The sequence below is a fragment of the Glaciibacter kafniensis genome (genome assembly GCF_039538945.1).
In the GTDB taxonomy this organism is placed as follows: Bacteria; Actinomycetota; Actinomycetes; order Actinomycetales; family Microbacteriaceae; genus Cryobacterium; species Cryobacterium kafniensis.
The window spans coordinates 511,619-527,697 of record NZ_BAABCN010000002.1; the positions used below are offsets into that span (position 1 = coordinate 511,619).

Here is a 16,079-nt window from a genome sequence, read left to right on the forward strand (position 1 = left end):
CGCTCGCGGTCCCTCGGCCACCGGCTCGTCTAGAATCGAGGTATGGCAGGCCTCATTAAACAAAGCGACATCGAAGAGGTCAAAGCCCGCACAAATATCGCCGACATCATCGGCGACTATGTGAGTTTGAAATCTGCCGGCGTCGGCTCGATGAAGGGCCTCTGCCCCTTCCACGACGAGCGCAGCCCCAGTTTTCACGTGCGCCCGCAGGTCGGTTTCTACCACTGCTTCGGCTGCGGAGAGTCGGGCGACGTCTACTCGTTCTTGCAGAAGATGGATCACGTCAGCTTCAGCGAAGCCGTCGAACGCCTGGCCGGCCGCGTCGGCCTGCAGCTGCACTACGAAGACGGCGAGGGTGCGCCAGACCACACCAACCGCGCGCGTCTGCTCGCCGCGAACCAGGCTGCCGCCGACTTCTTCGTCGCGCAGCTCGGGAGCCCAGGCGCCGAGGTCGGCCGTCAGTTTCTCGGCGAACGCGGCTTCGACGCCGCGGCCGCCGAACGATTCGGCATCGGCTTCGCCCCCAAGAGCTGGGACGAACTGACCAACCACCTGCGCGGCAAGGGCTTCAGCACCGAAGAGATCACCCTGGCCGGCTTGGTCTCCAGCCGCGAGGGGTCGAGCGGAGTCTACGACCGGTTCAGGGGCCGCCTCGTCTGGCCGATTCGCGACATCACCGGGCAAACGATCGGCTTCGGCGCGCGCAAACTGCTCGACGACGACAAAGGCCCCAAATACCTCAACACGCCGGAGACCCCGGTCTACCACAAGGCCCAGGTGCTCTATGGGCTCGACCTGGCCAAGCGTGACATCTCCCGCAGTCATCAGGTCGTCGTCGTCGAGGGCTACACCGATGTGATGGCCTGCCACCTGGCCGGCATCACCACCGCCGTCGCCACCTGTGGCACCTCGTTCGGCGTCGACCACATCAAAGTGCTGCGCCGCGTGCTCGGCGACGACAGCGGCATCGGCGAGGTCGTCTTCACGTTCGACCCGGATGCCGCCGGCCAGAAGGCCGCGGTGCGCGCGTTCGGCGAGGAACAGCGTTTCGCCGCGCAGACCTTTGTCGCCGTCGCGCCGGAAGGGCTCGATCCCTGCGACCTGCGGCTGAAGCGCGGCGATGACGCGGTGCGCCGCCTGATCGACGGCAAGAAGCCGATGTTCGAATTCATGATTCGGCAGGTGCTCAGCCAGTACAACCTCGACACCGTCGAAGGCCGCATCTCGGCGTTGCGAGCGGCGGCCCCCGTGGTCGCCGGCATCCGTGACCCCTCACTGCGTCCCGGCTATGTTCGTGAGCTCTCCCGCATGCTCGGTGTCGAGATGAGTGAGGTCAGCCGTGCCGTCTCGTCGGCACTCTCGCACCCCAAGGCCGAGACCCGTGAGACCCCACGCCGGTACGACGATCAGCCGGCCGAGCCACAGCCGGAAAAGCAGTTCTCTCTCGTCGAGCTGCCGACCGACCCGGCCACCCGGCTCGAGCGGGATGCCCTGATGGCGATGCTGCAGCATCCGACTCAGGTCGGCATCGACGTGATCGGGCGCGCGGTGCACACCAACTTCGTGCACCCGTCGCTCGCTATCGTGCGCGACGCGATCGCGGTCACGGTGAACACCGCCGCCGAACCGGGCTGGCTCGACCGCGTCATCGCCGAGGTACCGGACTCGCTGTCCAAACTAGTCACAGAGCTAGCGCTGGCCCCGCTGCCGGAGCGCACAGAACGCGACCTCACGCGCTATGTGAAAGACATCGCAGTGGCATTGATCGACCGTGACCTGCTGCGTCAGAAGGCCGAGCTGCTCGGGCGCCTGCAGCGCACGGATGCCACCGATCGCGAAGTATACGTCGCAATCCAACGCGAGCTCGTGCGCGTTGAGGCCGAACGTCGCAACCTGCGCGAAGAGGCGTAGATTCGGCCGCCGGCCAACATTGCAGCTTCGTAAAGACTTCTACCTTTTCTCCGACTGACCCGTTTTCTGTGCTAGTTCTTGCTCTACAGCACTGTCGCCGTAACCACTGTTTCGGCGACGCCGCATGAGATAACGACAGAAAGAGGTTACGGATATGACATCCGCATCCACGAACGGAAAACGCGTTTTCGCGGTCGCAGCAACAGCAGCTGCGGCCGCTCTCGTTCTCGCTGGTTGTTCGGCCGGCGGCTCCACCGAGGGATCCACCAATGCCGCAGGCGGTGGCACGATCATCATCGGCACCACTGACTTGGTCACGGTGCTCGACCCGGCGGGTTCCTACGACAACGGGTCATTCGCGGTCATGAACCAGGTGTTCCCGTTCTTGATGAACACCCCGTACGGCAGCCCGGATGTCGCACCAGACATCGCGACTTCGGCGGAGTTCACCGCACCGACGGAATACACCGTCACATTGAAGCCCGACCTCAAGTTCGTGAACGGCAACGCGCTCACCTCGTCCGACGTGAAGTTCACCTTCGACCGTCAGATCAAGATCAACGACGCCAACGGCCCGGCATCGCTGCTGTACAACCTCGACAGCGTCGAAGCGAAAGATGACACCACCGTCGTCTTTCACCTCAAGCAGGCCAACGACCAGATCTTCCCGCAGATCCTGTCGAGCCCGGCCGGCCCGATCGTCGATGAAGACGTGTTCTCGGCCGACGCGATCACGCCAGACAAAGACATCGTCGACGGCCACGCGTTCGCCGGACAGTACGACATCACAAGCTACGACTTCAACAACCTCGTCGCCTACAAGGCAAACCCCGACTACAAGGGCCTGCTCGGAGCACCGAAGAACGACGTCGTCAACGTGAAGTACTACACCGACGCGTCGAACCTGAAGCTTGAAGTGCAGAAGGGTGACATTGACGTCGCTTGGCGCAGCCTGTCGGCGACCGACATCGACAGCCTGCGCGGCGACAAGAACGTCCAGGTTGTCGACGGCCCCGGCGGTGAGACGCGCTACATCGTCTTCAACTTCAACACCCAGCCGTACGGCGCGACGACCGCAGAAGCCGACCCGGCCAAGGCGCTTGCCGTGCGTGAGGCGGCAGCGGACCTCGTTGACCGCTCTGAGATCGCGAAGCAGGTCTACAAGGACACCTACACCCCGCTCTACTCCTACGTTCCGGCCGGCCTGACCGGGGCGACAGAGTCACTGAAGCCGCTCTACGGCGACGGTAACGGCGGCCCGGATGCCGACAAGGCGAAGGCGACGCTTGACGCTGCCGGAGTGACCACCCCGGTCGTGCTGAACCTGCAGTACAGCAACGACCACTACGGCCCCTCCTCTGGCGACGAGTACGCGCTGATCAAGTCCCAGCTGGAATCGACCGGTCTCTTCACGGTCAACCTGCAGACGACGGAATGGGTGCAGTACTCGAAGGATCGCTCCAGCGACGTGTACCCGGCCTACCAGCTCGGTTGGTTCCCTGACTACTCAGACGCCGACAACTACCTCACGCCGTTCTTCCTCAAGGAGAACTTTCTGAAGAACCACTACGACAACCCTGAGGTGAACGACCTGATTCTGAAGCAGGCCGTCACCCCAGACGCGACGGAGCGCACCGGGCTGATCGAACAGATTCAAGACAAGGTCGCCGTCGACCTCTCGACCCTGCCGCTGCTCCAGGGCGCTCAGGTGGCCGTGACCGGCGCCGACGTGACGGGAACCTCCGACACACTCGACGCATCGTTCAAATTCCGTTACGCGGCACTCTCGAAAGGCTAGTCAGATCCACCGTTAGGGTTCGCCCTAGCTTGAAATGATGGGGGCATTCAGTCGCAACGGCTGGATGCCCCCCTCGCCTTGAAATCGTGAGGACAGCATGACCACTGTGGCAACGGCGCCGGCAGCACAATCAGGCACAACGCCTGGGCGCAAACGAACTTCATCGGGCGGGGGGATCGGGCGTTACATCCTGGTTCGGTTCCTGCTCATTTTTCCGACTATTTTCATCCTGGTTTCAATGGTGTTCTGGCTGATGCGCACCACCGGCGATCCGATCACGGCAGCGCTCGGCGGCAAGCTCGGCCCTGAGCAATTGGCCGAACGCATTCACGAGGCCGGCTACGACCGGCCAATCCTGATTCAATATGTCGAGTATCTCGGGCAGATCTTCACCGGCAATTTCGGCACGACGATCAGCACAAACCGTCCGGTCGTCGAGGTGCTGACCACCTATGGCGCCGCCACGGCCGAGCTGGCGTTCTACTCGCTCCTGGTGGCGTTCATCGTGGGTATTCCGCTCGGCATGGTCGCCGCATACTGGCGCGACAAAGGTCAGGATGCCGGCCTGCGCGTCTTCGCCATCCTCTGCTACGCCACACCGGTGTTCTTCTCCGGCCTGCTGTTCAAGTTGGTCTTCGCGGTCTGGCTCGACATTCTGCCGGTTTCGGGTCGGGCCTCGACGCGCGCCGAGCTCGAAATGCAGATGCTCCCGCACAAAACCGGGTTCTATACGATTGACGCGATCCAAACCGGTAACCCCGCGGTGTTGGCGGATGTGCTCCAGCACGCGGTGCTGCCCGCGCTCGCGCTCGGGCTCCTGACGGCCGGCGTCTTCTTGCGCCTGGTGCGCGCGAACGTGATCGGCACCCTCGGCACCGACTACGTCGACGCGGCACGTTCCCGCGGAGTCAGCGAGTTTCGCCTGGTGAGCAAGCACGCCTATCGGCCGGCGCTCATCCCGATCATCACCGTGATCGGGCTGCAGATCGCGCTGCTGCTCGGCGGCGCCGTGCTGACCGAAACCACCTTCGAGTGGAAGGGCCTCGGCTTCATGCTCTCCGAGTTCTTGAAAGCGCGAGACTTCGTTGCCGTGCAGGGCATCGTCGCCCTGCTCGCCGTGATCGTGGCGTTGTCCAATTTCATCGTGGATATCATTGCCGCGATCATCGACCCGAGGGTGAGGTACTAGCCATGACCGAGCTCATCGAAACGCCGGCTGCCGGCATCCGTCGCCCGTCGCTGTGGCAGCGGCTCCCCGTGGTGCACCAGGTGCGCCAGAGCATGGGGTGGCAGCGGGGCATGCTGCTCACCGGCCTGGTGATCACAGCCCTCTTTGTGTTCACCGCGATCTTTGCGCCCCTGTTGGCGCCGTACAGCTATGACCAGCTGCGCGATGCGAGCGGCGTCTTCGGCGCCCAGCTGCCCCCGGGCGGCGCTCATCTCTTGGGTACGACGGTCGGCGGCTACGACGTGCTCTCCCGGGTGATCTGGGGAGCACAGACCGCGATCTTCGTGATCGTCGTCGCCGTGACGCTGTCGCTCTTCGCGGGAGTGGCGCTGGGGCTCGTCTCCGGCTATTTCGGCGGCTGGCTCGACCGGGTGCTCGTCGTGGTCTGTGACGCGGTGTACGCATTCCCCTCGCTGCTGCTCGCCATCGTGATGTCCATCGTCATCTCTGGTGGAAAGTCAGACCTGGTCGGTGGCGTGTTTGCCGCGGCGATTTCGATCACCGTGGTGTTCATTCCGCAGTATTTTCGGGTGATTCGCGCGGAGACCGTGCGCATTAAATCTGAGGCCTATGTCGAATCAGCGCGGGTTCTCGGTGCGAGCAACAGTCGGATCATGTTCCGCCATGTGCTCAGAAATGCCACTCGTACCCTCCCGCTGATTTTCACTCTGAATGCATCGGAAGCGATCCTCACGCTCGCCGGCCTCGGTTTTCTCGGCTTCGGTATTGAGCCGTCTTCGGCTGCCGAATGGGGTTACGACCTGAACAAGGCGCTGTCGGATGTCACGAGCGGCATCTGGTGGACGGCGCTGTTTCCCGGGCTGGCCATCGTGTTGGCTGTACTCGGCATCACGCTCGTGGGGGAGAGCCTCAATGACCTCGCCGACCCACGGCTGCGCGGTCGGCGCCGAGTCGGCCAAGACTCCGGCCTTGTCGCCGAAACCTCGGTCGTTCCCGGCGGTTCGCTTGACGAGGTGCCCGGTATCTCGGGTATCGAGCCCAGCGGGATGCCTGACCGAAGAAGACCCGATGACGACGGATTCGAGGCAAGACTATGAACGACATCGTGACAATCACCAACCTCGGGGTGTCGTTCTCGACCGATGCCGGAGCGGTGAAGGCGGTCGACGGGATCAGCCTCACCGTGGCACCTGGCGAAGTTCTCGCCATCGTCGGGGAGAGCGGCAGCGGAAAAACCGTCACCGCCAAGACACTTCTCGGGCTCCTGCCCGAAACTGCGACAACCAACGGCGTCGTGATCGTGCGGAGCAAAGACGGGTCTGACCAGAACGACGTGCTCTCGGTCAGCAAGAGCCGGTTGCGCTCTCTGCGCGGCACGGATGTCTCGATGGTGTTCCAGGAGCCGTCAACGGCGCTGAACCCCGTCTACACCGTGGGGTGGCAGATCGCTGAAGGGATCATGGCGCACGGCAAGTTCAGCAAGGCCGAGGCGCGGGCGAAAGCCATCGACATCCTGGGCCGGGTCGGTATTCCCGAGCCTGAGGTGCGCGTGAACTACTATCCTCACCAGTTCTCGGGCGGCCAGAAGCAGCGAGTGGTCATCGCCATGGCCTTGGTGCTCGACCCGGGCCTGATCGTCGCCGACGAACCGACGACGGCACTGGATGTGACGGTGCAGGCCGAGATTCTCGATTTGCTGCGGCGGTGTCGTGACGAGTTCGGCACCGCGATTGTGCTGATCACTCACAACATGGGGGTTGTCGCCGACCTCGCCGACCGCGTTGCAGTGATGTACCAAGGCAAGTTGGTCGAGGAGGCCGACGTTCAGACTCTGTTCAGCAACCCGCAGGCCGACTACACCAAGCGCCTGTTGGCCGCGGTTCCGCATGTCGGGCAAGGAATCGTGTTCGCCAGGGCGCGTGCAGAGGCTCGCACTCCCGAATGGGAAGCGCAAGCGCCGGTCGTTGTCGCCGACAACCTGCGGATCGAGTACCCCGGCCGGTTCGGGCGTGCCGGGTTCACGGCGGTCGACGGGATCAGTTTCTCGATCAAACCGGGTGAAGTCTTGGGTCTGGTGGGGGAGAGCGGGTCGGGAAAGACCACGACCGGGCGGGCAATCGCCGGGCTGACGCGTGTCACCGGCGGGTCGTTGCAGGTGCTGGGTCATGAGATGAACGGAGTCAAGGAGCGCCAGTTCAAGAAGGTGCGCGGCAACATCGGGTTCGTCTTTCAAGACCCGGCGTCGAGCTTCAACCCGCTCTTGACCATCGCTGATTGCGTGGCCGAGCCGCTCGTCGTGCACGGCCGGGCTGCGAATCCGGCGGCGGCGAGAGCCAGGGTCAATGAGCTGCTCGAGGCGGTGCAATTGCCGCGTGCGTACGGCGACCGGTATCCGCACGAGCTGAGCGGTGGGCAGCGGCAGCGCGCCAGCCTGGCCAGGGCGCTCGCGCTGGAACCCGCGCTGCTGATCGCCGATGAACCGACATCCGCTCTGGACGTCTCAGTTCAGGCGCGCGTGCTCGAGCTCTTCGCCGAGCTGCAGCGCGAGTTCGGATTCGCCGCGCTCTTTATCAGCCACGACCTGGCCGTCGTCGACATTCTCGCCGACCGGATTGCCGTGCTGTACCGGGGCAAACTCGTCGAGGAGGGAACCGGAGCCGAGGTGCTCGGTGCGCCACAGGATCTCTACACGCAACGGCTCCTCGCTTCGCTTCCGGTGCCAGACCCCGCTGAGCAAGCGCTGCGGAGGGAAGGGCTTCGGCGCCTGCGTGCGGCAGGATAGAGGTATGACCAGCGGCAAAGCCTCAGCCTTTCCGATCTCGACGAGCGATCTGACGATTGAGTACCCGCCGCACGGCGCCAGCTCGGCGTTCGTCGCCGTGCACGGGCTCACTCTGCAACTCGCTCCCGGCGAGGTGCTCGGTCTACTCGGTGAGAGCGGATCGGGCAAGAGCACTGTCGCGCGCATTCTCTCCGGTGCGGCCTTGACCAGCGACTTCGGCGACGTACGCCCGGTGATCACCGGGGGAGAGGCGAGCGTGCTCGGCCACAAGCTGCGCCGAATCGGCCGTCGCGCGCTCAATGAGGTCACGTTCGGTGTCGGCATGCTGGCCCAGGATGCCGCCGAAACGCTCCCCGCCACGATGACGGTTGCCGAGATCGTCGCCGAGCCGGTGCTCGACCGGGATCGCCGGTACAACAGCGTTGCGCTGGCGACCCGGGTTGCCACCATGATCGACGCGGTGCGGCTTCCGTTGTCGGTGCTCGATAAGTTTCCCTACGAACTCAGCAGCGGGCAGCGCCAGCGGGTTGCTCTCGCCCGCGCTCTGGTCTTCGGACCTGAGCTGCTGATCGCCGACGAACCGACGGCCGGGGTCGACGCGACAGTGCGCCATGCGGTGATCGATTTGATCAGCGAGTTGCAGCGGGAGCGGGAGTTCTCAGCGCTGGTCATCAGCCATGACCTGGCCGTATTGCGGCGCGTGGCGAACCGAATCGCCGTCATGCACCAGGGAGTTCTCGTCGGCCTGGGAACGATCGAAGACGTCTTCACTGACCCGTGGCATCCGTATGTCGCAGAGATGGCGAAGGCGTTGACCATCACGCAGCACCACACAGAAAGCGTCTAAGCATGTCGACAAGCCCTGACGTCGTCGCCTTCATCGAAGACCAACTGGGCGGGCTCTTCGTGCGAACGCGAGCGATGTTCGGCGAGTTCGGCCTGTATTGCGATGAGAAGATCGTGGCACTGATCTGTGACGACGATCTGTTTCTGAAACCCAGCTCCATCGATCCGGTGTTGCTCGAGCGCACCGAGCTCGCGCCGCCGTATCCGGGCGCGAAGAACTACTACCGGGTGCCCGGTGATGCTCTCGAAGACCGGGACTGGCTGAGAGCGGTGGTGCAGGCCACGGCTGACGCATTGCCGCTGCCGAAGCCGCGCACGCCGAAGCAGGCCAAGCCGCGCAGTGTTACACCGTCGCCCTCGCAGGACTCCTGATGACCCCGTCGAACGCGCCCCGCCACCGCGCTGTCGTTCCGACAGACATCACGCCGCTCCCGGCCGGGCAGCGTCCGACGCCCGGTCCGATCGCGGTATTGGCGAATTCGTCGGGGGACGCGGCGGAGGAGTCGTCCGCCGCGGCGCTGTTCGCAGACGCGGTGACGGATGCCGGTGGCACGCTCGCCCCGCTTTCGAACGACACACGCGGCCTCGTCTGGCTCTCGTACTCCCGCTCCGACGAGCTGGGAGAGATTCTCGCGGCGCATCCGCAGATTGGCTGGGTGCAGCTTCCCTGGGCCGGTGTTGACGCGTTCAGCGGCATTCTGGCGGCCCGCGATCGCCCCGGGCTGATCTGGACGAGCGCCAAAGGCGCCTATGCGCAGCCGGTCGCCGAACACGCGCTCGCCCTCAGCCTGGCGCTGCTGCGGGTTCTGCACACGCGTGCCAGAGCGACGACCTGGAATTCGGTGCCGGCCGGACGTTCGTTCTATGGGCGCAACGTCGTGATCATCGGGGCCGGCGGCATCGCCCTCGAGCTGATCAATCTGCTGGCCCCGTTCGGAGCGCACGTCACGGTCGTGAGGCGCAGCGACGCTCCGGTGCCCACGGCCGAGCGCACGGTGACCACTCGCGACCTGCTGCAGGTTCTGCCGGATGCCGACGTCGTCGTGGTCGCCGCAGCGCTCACCGGCGACACTCGCCATCTCATCGGCACGGCCGAGCTGGCGGCCATGAAGCGCGAGGCCGTGCTCGTGAACGTGGCGCGCGGGGGCCTGGTCGACACCGCTGCACTCGTGCAGGCGCTGGCCACGTCAACCATTGCCGGAGCCGCGCTCGACGTGACCGATCCGGAGCCTTTGCCCGACGGGCATCCGCTCTGGAACGAGCCACGATGCCTGATTACGCCGCACATGGCCGACACGCCCGAGATGACTTCGCCGCTGCTCGCGGAGCGAATTCGCCTGAATGTGCGTGCGTTCCTTGAAGATTCAAGGTTCGTGGGCGTGGTTGACCCCGCCAGAGGCTACTGAAGTGGATGCCTGGACAGCCGAGTGGATTTGGTGATGCGGCAACCTTTGATAAAGTAGCAACGCTGCTCAGGCAGTATTCCTCGATAGCTCAATTGGCAGAGCAGCCGGCTGTTAACCGGCAGGTTGTTGGTTCGAGTCCAACTCGGGGAGCGAAAGGCCACCAAGGGCTCCACCCCTGGTGGTCTTTTTTGCTTTAACCCTCAGTAGCGGGCTGCGCCGCCGTGAGGGTCGTGCCCCCTACTGGGGCGTTGTATCCCCGATTGTGCCCCACTAGGTTTTTCGAGGGTCTAATCGTGAAGTTCAGAATTGTCGTCTGTGAGGGCGCGCCCCGCGAGGGGGACCACCCACAGCGACACTGAGGACTCCACGATGCCCCGTACAACGATCGACGCCGCTCCGAACCACGGGCGAGTTCGACGCATGCTGACTCGATCGATCGGGATGGCCGCATCCGTTCTTCTCGCCATGACTGGGGTGATTGCAATCGCCGCCCCCGCGCATGCGGATGCGCAGAGCATCGATGTCGACAATGTGACCTACTCATACGACGACGCCGATGTTGCGGCGGGTGCGACGGTCACCGATTTCGTACAGGTGGGAACCACGCTGACGATTCCGGGCACGATCGACGTGGCCGGCACGAGCTACGTTGTGACCGCCATCGGTGCCCATGCGCTTGAGGGCGCCCTCGACGGCACGGGGCTGACCTCCGTGACGTTGCCGGATTCGATCGCCACGATTGGCGAATACGCCTTCTACGGGAACGAGCTGACCTCGATCACGCTCCCCAGCACACTGACCGAGATCGGTGACAGTGTGTTCAGCTTCAACAAGCTGACCACGGTTGACATGCCGGACTCCATTACGACGATTGGCCCGTCGGCCTTCTTCGGCAACGAACTGACGTCGATTGTTCTTCCGAGCAGCCTGGTAACAATCGGAGACACCGCATTCGGTTATAACAAGTTGGCGTCGGTCGTCATCCCGGATTCCGTCACGACCATTGAGCAGTACGCCTTCGAGATGAACGGGATGACCTCGCTTCACCTCGGCAATTCCGTTGAGACGATCGGCCCGCTCGCCTTCACCAGCAATCGGCTGACCTCAGTCACGATTCCCGACTCGGTGACGAACATCGGCTTGTTCGCTTTTACTTACAACTGGCTGCAGAACGTCACCCTCGGAAACTCCGTCGATGTCATCGACGACGGCGCATTTACGCTGAATTTTGACTACGAGTGGGTGTACGGCCAGATCCCTGCACAAGACGAGTACAAATCAGCCACCTCCACCCTGATGAGCGTTGCCTTCACCGGTGCGGCCCCCACCAGTTTCGTCGAACCGTATGTCGACGGCGGCGACGCCTACGGCGGTTCCTTCGGTCAAGCCTTCGGCGTCATCGTGTCGTTCCGGTCGACTTTTGGTGCCACCTTCACCACGCCTCTCTGGAACAAGTACCCGAGCGTTTCCATCGCCACCGCAACCGTCAGCTTTGACATGAACGGGCACGGCGACCAGGTGCTGAGCCAGCCGGTCACCGTCGGCTCTACCGCCAGTGAGCCGACTGCGCCGGTTGCGGCGGGGTGGACGTTCACCGGTTGGTTCACGGATGCTGCGCCGACGGTTCCCTTTGATTTCGCGACGACGATCACCGGTGACACCGTGTTGCATGCCGGCTGGTCTCAGATTCCGACCACCGCGAACGTGAACTTCAATATGAACGGGCACGGCACCCAGGTTGTGGCTCAGATCGTGACGATCGGTGATGTCGCTGTCGAGCCGCTGACGCCGACCGCGGCGGGGTGGACGTTCACCGGTTGGTTCACGGATGCTCTAGCGACGGTTCCGTTCGACTTCGATACGAAGATCACTTCGGACATCCTGTTGACAGCTGGTTGGTCGCAGAACCCGGTGACGGCGAATGTCAGCTTTGATATGAAGGGGCACGGCACCCAGGTGGTGGCGCAGACCATCACGGTCGGTGGTGTCGCTCTCGAGCCGATGGCGCCGATCGCGGCGGGCTGGACGTTCACCGGTTGGTTCAGGGATGCCGCGCCGACGGTTCCGTTCAGCTTCGCCACGAAGATCACCGGTGACACCGTGTTGCGCGCCGGTTGGTCGCAGAACCCGGTGACGGCGAGTGTCAGCTTTGACATGAAGGGGCACGGCACTCAGGTTGCGGCTCAGACCGTGACCCTCGGCGATGTCGCGACCGAGCCGGCGGCGCCGGTCGCTGCGGGTTGGACGTTCACCGGCTGGTTCACGGATGCCGCGCTGACGACTGAGTTCGACTTCGCCACGAAGATCACCGGTGACACCGTGTTGCGTGCTGGTTGGTCGCAGAACCCGGTTGTGCCGACGACGGCGAGTGTCAGCTTTGATATGAACGGGCACGGCGCTCAGGTTTCGCGCCAGAGTGTCACGATCGGTGAGGTCGCGACTCAACCTGTCGAACCCGCCGCGGACGGTTGGACGTTCACCGGTTGGTACACGGATACCGCGCTGACGAGTGAGTTCGACTTCGCCACCAAGATCACTGCCAACACAGTGCTCATCGCCGGGTGGTCGAAGAACGCGGTGACTCCGACTCCGACTCCGACGCCGACTCCGACGCCGACCCCGACGACGCCCACCACGTCCACCCCGGTGCCGATTCCCGCGACTCCGACGGCAACACCTGGGTCGGGTGCTGCACTCGCCTCGACCGGAGCCTCTGATCCGAGCGGCCCGATCGGCATCGCGCTTGCCGTGCTTCTCCTCGGCGCTGGCCTCATCGCCGTGCGTCGTCGCTTCTCGCGTGGCTAGCACGCACGTCTGAGCCGAGGAGGCGGTGCGCACTATTGGGTGTGCACCGCCTCTGTGCGTTGGGCAGCGGGGGAGAGAGCGAAGCGCGACCTCCTCGTTGGTCGAGGAACGAGCGAGCGGAGCGAGCCCGTGTCTATTGGGCAAATGACCACTTCGTTGATCGAGGAGCAGCCGACGAAGGAGGCCGCATCTCGAGATCTCGCGAGCCAATCCTTGAACTCGAGTTGCGTTCAAATGTCGGCTCGCGAGGTCTCGAGACGGCCGCGGGCGGCCTCCTCGACCAACGAAATGGTCAAATTCGTCCACCACAATGCCGCTCAGCGGCGCCACAGCTCGAGACCTCGCGAGTGACCCCTCAGACGCAACCCTGGTCCAGAGATCGGCATGCGGGGTTTCGAGGCCCGTGCTCCTTCGTCGCGCGCTCCTCATCTAACAGACGCGCTCCTCACAACGGATTGGTCGGGTGTCGCGACCGGTGAGCGACCTTGTCGAGATCCGGTGACCGCGTCTCGAGGTCGGTGAACCCCGTCGTGACTGGTCGTCGGGACGGCCGTGGCCGCCGAATCTAGAACGGCGGTTTGTCGGTGTTGGGGAGTGCGACCGGTCCGATGCGGTGTTCGGGTTGGGTCGTGTAGGTGTGTCCGGTGGGGGAGGTCCAGATGATGGTGCCGGCGTCGCCGTGGATGTAGGACCAGCCGATTTCGTGTTTATCGCGATGGTCCTTGGGGCACAGGCTCGCGAGGTTGGTTAGGTTGGTTTCGCCGCGCTGGCCGTTTTCCCAAAACGGGATGCTGTGATCGATGTCGCAGTCCGCGGCGGCCCGGGTGCAGCCCGCCGACCGGCAGGTTCCGTCGCGGAGCCGCAGCACGGCGCGGAGGTCTGCGGGTGGTTTGTAGCGTTTGCGGCCGACGGAGAGCCATGCCCCGGTCTCGGGATCGGTGAGCACCCGCAGCCAACTGGGCGCGGTGCCGGCGAGCTCTTTGGCGGTGTCGAGGTCGATCGGCCCGTAGCCTTCGAGCACGGCCGGTTCGTCGCTGCGGCCGAGCAGCGTCAGCGCGGGGACCAGGATCACGACATCCGGTTTGATGCCCCGGCGACGCCGTGTCCGGCCGGGACCGTTCTTCGAGCCGTTCTTCGAGCCGGAAGTCGAGCCGTTCGTCGACCCGCCCCTTGATCCAGTGCCGTCACGGTCGGGTTCGTTCGGGTCGAGGATCAGATCGACGAGCACATCCGCTTTCAACTGGGTGAGGGTGCGGGGTTCGTCCGCGCGCTGCAGTGCCCGCGCGGTGCCGGTCAGGCGGGTGCAGATCGCGGTCGCCTGACCGGCGGGCAGGAACGCACTGACATACGCCATGCCGTCGGCGGCCGGTTCGAAGAACACCGCCCGATCCGCGACGCTGCGCTGATGGCGCACGGTGATCGACGCCGGGTCCAGGCGTTCTCGGGCTTTGCGGGTTTTCTGGGCGAACTGCGACACGATCAGGTCCCCGGCCCCGGGCAGCACCGCCTTCTCCAACTCGGCTTTGTCGTCCGGGCTGAGGCCGAACGATTGGTCGGCGAGGGCGACGGCGTGCCGGTAGCTGATCTGCCCCGCGTGCAACGCGGCGAAGGTGTCGGGCAGGGTGTGGATCAGCGCTTGGCTGACGGCGATGGTGGTTTCCATGGTGCGTTCCGGCACCCGCAGGGCGCAGGACAGTTCGGAGACGAGCACGCGTCGGTTCGCCCAGCGTTGCCGCAGGGTCGATTCGGTGTCCGGGAGGGTGCTCAGCTGCTCGCTGAGCAGCCGGGCCTCATCGATCGCGAGGGCGGTGTCGGCGGCCAACACGGCCTGCCGGCGGTTCAGATCGGCGACCACATCGATCTGTTCGCCGAGACGTTCCAACAACGGGTTCATACTGAAAGTCTGCCAGGCACCACTGACATTGGAGCCGCCAGAAAGACCTGCTGACCGGGGGTTGTGGATAACTTCGAGGCGGAGTTCCTGTGGAGGACGGAGTGTCGACGGGCTTGACCAACGAGGTGGTCGGGTGTGGAGGCCGGCTCGCGAGGTCGACAGGCTCGACCACCGGCCTACCCTCCGCGTGTGCGCTTGAATCGTCGCCTACGCGGTCGCGACGCGACGATTTGAGCGCACGCACGGAGCTGGCGGCCGGATAGGCGAAAGGGAGCTCGAGACGCGGCCGACTCCGTCGGCGGGCGCTCCGCAATCAGCGAGGCGGGCGCATCCGTCGCGATGTGCGCGGCAAGCACATCGGGCGCAGACGGGACCGAAATCAGGAGTGGAGTGCGTGTCGCGGATGCGGCGGCCCGGGAATCCGGGAGCGGGCCAGGGCCGACACACCTCCACTCCTGATTTTGGTACCCCGTGGGAGAACGATGGGCGGGTTCAGAGCCCGGCTCACGGGGGTATCGACGGGCTCGACCAACGTGGAAAGCAACGGCCGCGGGTTGGGGCGCAAGCTTTCGAGTCAGCTCCTGGCTGAGCGTGTCGAGGGACCGGACGCCGCAACGTCCAGCGCCCTGCGAGCAAGAAATGTCGATCCGGCAACGGCAGCCGGCATGGTGAACACGGCGCCGAGCGGAACCATGAACAGCAGCTGTGTGGCCACACCGAAGCCGAGCAGCTGCCAACGGATGCCGCGGCGGAGCGATCTCTGGGCCGGCCCGGGAATTCCACGTGCGTCGAACGCCCGGGCGCTGAGTTCCACGGCCAGCAGCCGCCCCGAAAGCACGACGCCCGCAACGGGAGCCAGCACACCGCCGATCAACGGGATGAAGCCGAGAAGTCCGACGCCGATCGCGGTGATCACGCCCAAACCGATGAGCCCGAGTGAGCTGCGCACCGCACGCCAGATGCCCGCTCCCGCTTCGGGAATCACACCGCCCTGATCGAGTTCAACGGCACGCCAAATACGCTCGTAAAACGGGTCACCAACGGCCAGCGTCAGGGCCGTGAATGTGACGGCGGCGAGCACGATTGCCGCCGCAAAGAGAACAGTTCCGGTGGCGGCGCTCACAATGGCAGGCCAAGGGGCCGGCCACGACTCGTCGAACGGTGTCAGCCAGTCGACGATCAGAGGCAGAGAGAAGCCGAGCGTGATCAGAGCGGCGAGCATGAACGCGAAGACAATGGCGGCCGGAACGAGACCCAGCATCATCGCGCCGGGGCGGCGCCTCCAGAAGCCGAAGCCGTGCATCAACTGGCCGACACCAGTGAAGAACCCGCTCAGCACAGTGCAGATCTCGGACGGAGGGTGATCGTTGGGCTGGCACAGGCGCATGGCACGGGCCCAGCCTAGACGAAGGCGAGCGGAGGGAGCCGGGATGCTCGCTCCGTGGCGC

General features: G+C 64.6%; 11 protein-coding genes and 1 tRNA gene. 10 read left to right on the top strand and 2 right to left on the bottom strand.

The annotated features are described in order from the left end of the window. Window positions 1-42 precede the first annotated feature (42 nt). The 10 genes from dnaG to ABD791_RS02935 all read left to right on the top strand — a co-directional run bounded on the left by dnaG (window position 43) and on the right by ABD791_RS02935 (window position 12,737). The gene (gene dnaG, locus ABD791_RS02890) at window positions 43-1,911 is read left to right on the top strand and encodes a DNA primase (protein ID WP_345062107.1); all 1,869 of its coding nucleotides are present in this window, start codon (window positions 43-45) and stop codon (window positions 1,909-1,911) included. A 154-nt stretch (window positions 1,912-2,065) separates the two neighbouring features. After that, window positions 2,066-3,709, top strand: coding sequence for an ABC transporter substrate-binding protein (locus ABD791_RS02895; protein ID WP_345062109.1), 1,644 nt, complete (start codon window positions 2,066-2,068; stop codon window positions 3,707-3,709). Between the two features lie 97 nt (window positions 3,710-3,806). Then, window positions 3,807-4,898 (top strand): ABC transporter permease, encoded by a 1,092-nt coding sequence (locus tag ABD791_RS02900; protein ID WP_345062111.1) that lies wholly within the window; start codon window positions 3,807-3,809, stop codon window positions 4,896-4,898. A gap of 2 nt (window positions 4,899-4,900) precedes the next feature. Continuing rightward, a complete protein-coding gene (locus tag ABD791_RS02905) occupies window positions 4,901-5,995 on the top strand; it encodes an ABC transporter permease (protein ID WP_345062113.1) in 1,095 nt (364 codons plus the stop codon). Continuing rightward, complete coding sequence (locus tag ABD791_RS02910; RefSeq protein ID WP_345062115.1) at window positions 5,992-7,680, top strand: dipeptide ABC transporter ATP-binding protein; 1,689 nt, start codon at window positions 5,992-5,994, stop codon at window positions 7,678-7,680. Before ABD791_RS02905 ends, ABD791_RS02910 begins: the two co-directional genes overlap by 4 nt. 4 nt (window positions 7,681-7,684) lie before the next feature. Beyond that, a complete protein-coding gene (locus ABD791_RS02915; RefSeq protein WP_345062117.1) occupies window positions 7,685-8,527 on the top strand; it encodes an ABC transporter ATP-binding protein in 843 nt (280 codons plus the stop codon). 2 nt (window positions 8,528-8,529) lie between these two features. Next, entirely contained in the window at window positions 8,530-8,898 is a 369-nt protein-coding gene (locus ABD791_RS02920) for a TfoX/Sxy family protein (protein ID WP_345062119.1), read from the top strand. Further along, window positions 8,898-9,932: a D-isomer specific 2-hydroxyacid dehydrogenase family protein gene (locus tag ABD791_RS02925; protein ID WP_345062120.1), complete on the top strand. Its 1,035-nt coding sequence runs from the start codon at window positions 8,898-8,900 to the stop codon at window positions 9,930-9,932. The genes ABD791_RS02920 and ABD791_RS02925 overlap by 1 nt, the downstream gene beginning before the upstream one ends. A gap of 77 nt (window positions 9,933-10,009) precedes the next feature. After that, a tRNA-Asn gene (locus ABD791_RS02930) sits at window positions 10,010-10,082 on the top strand. A 219-nt stretch (window positions 10,083-10,301) separates the two neighbouring features. Further along, the gene (locus ABD791_RS02935; RefSeq protein ID WP_345062123.1) at window positions 10,302-12,737 is read left to right on the top strand and encodes an InlB B-repeat-containing protein; all 2,436 of its coding nucleotides are present in this window, start codon (window positions 10,302-10,304) and stop codon (window positions 12,735-12,737) included. 565 nt (window positions 12,738-13,302) lie between these two features. Here the strand turns inward: ABD791_RS02935 and ABD791_RS02940 are convergent. Continuing rightward, window positions 13,303-14,631, bottom strand: a complete 1,329-nt coding sequence (locus tag ABD791_RS02940) for an HNH endonuclease signature motif containing protein (RefSeq protein WP_345062125.1) — start codon at window positions 14,629-14,631, stop codon at window positions 13,303-13,305. Between the two features lie 574 nt (window positions 14,632-15,205). Beyond that, window positions 15,206-16,018 (bottom strand): EI24 domain-containing protein, encoded by an 813-nt coding sequence (locus ABD791_RS02945; protein WP_345062127.1) that lies wholly within the window; start codon window positions 16,016-16,018, stop codon window positions 15,206-15,208. Between the last annotated feature and the right edge of the window lie 61 nt (window positions 16,019-16,079).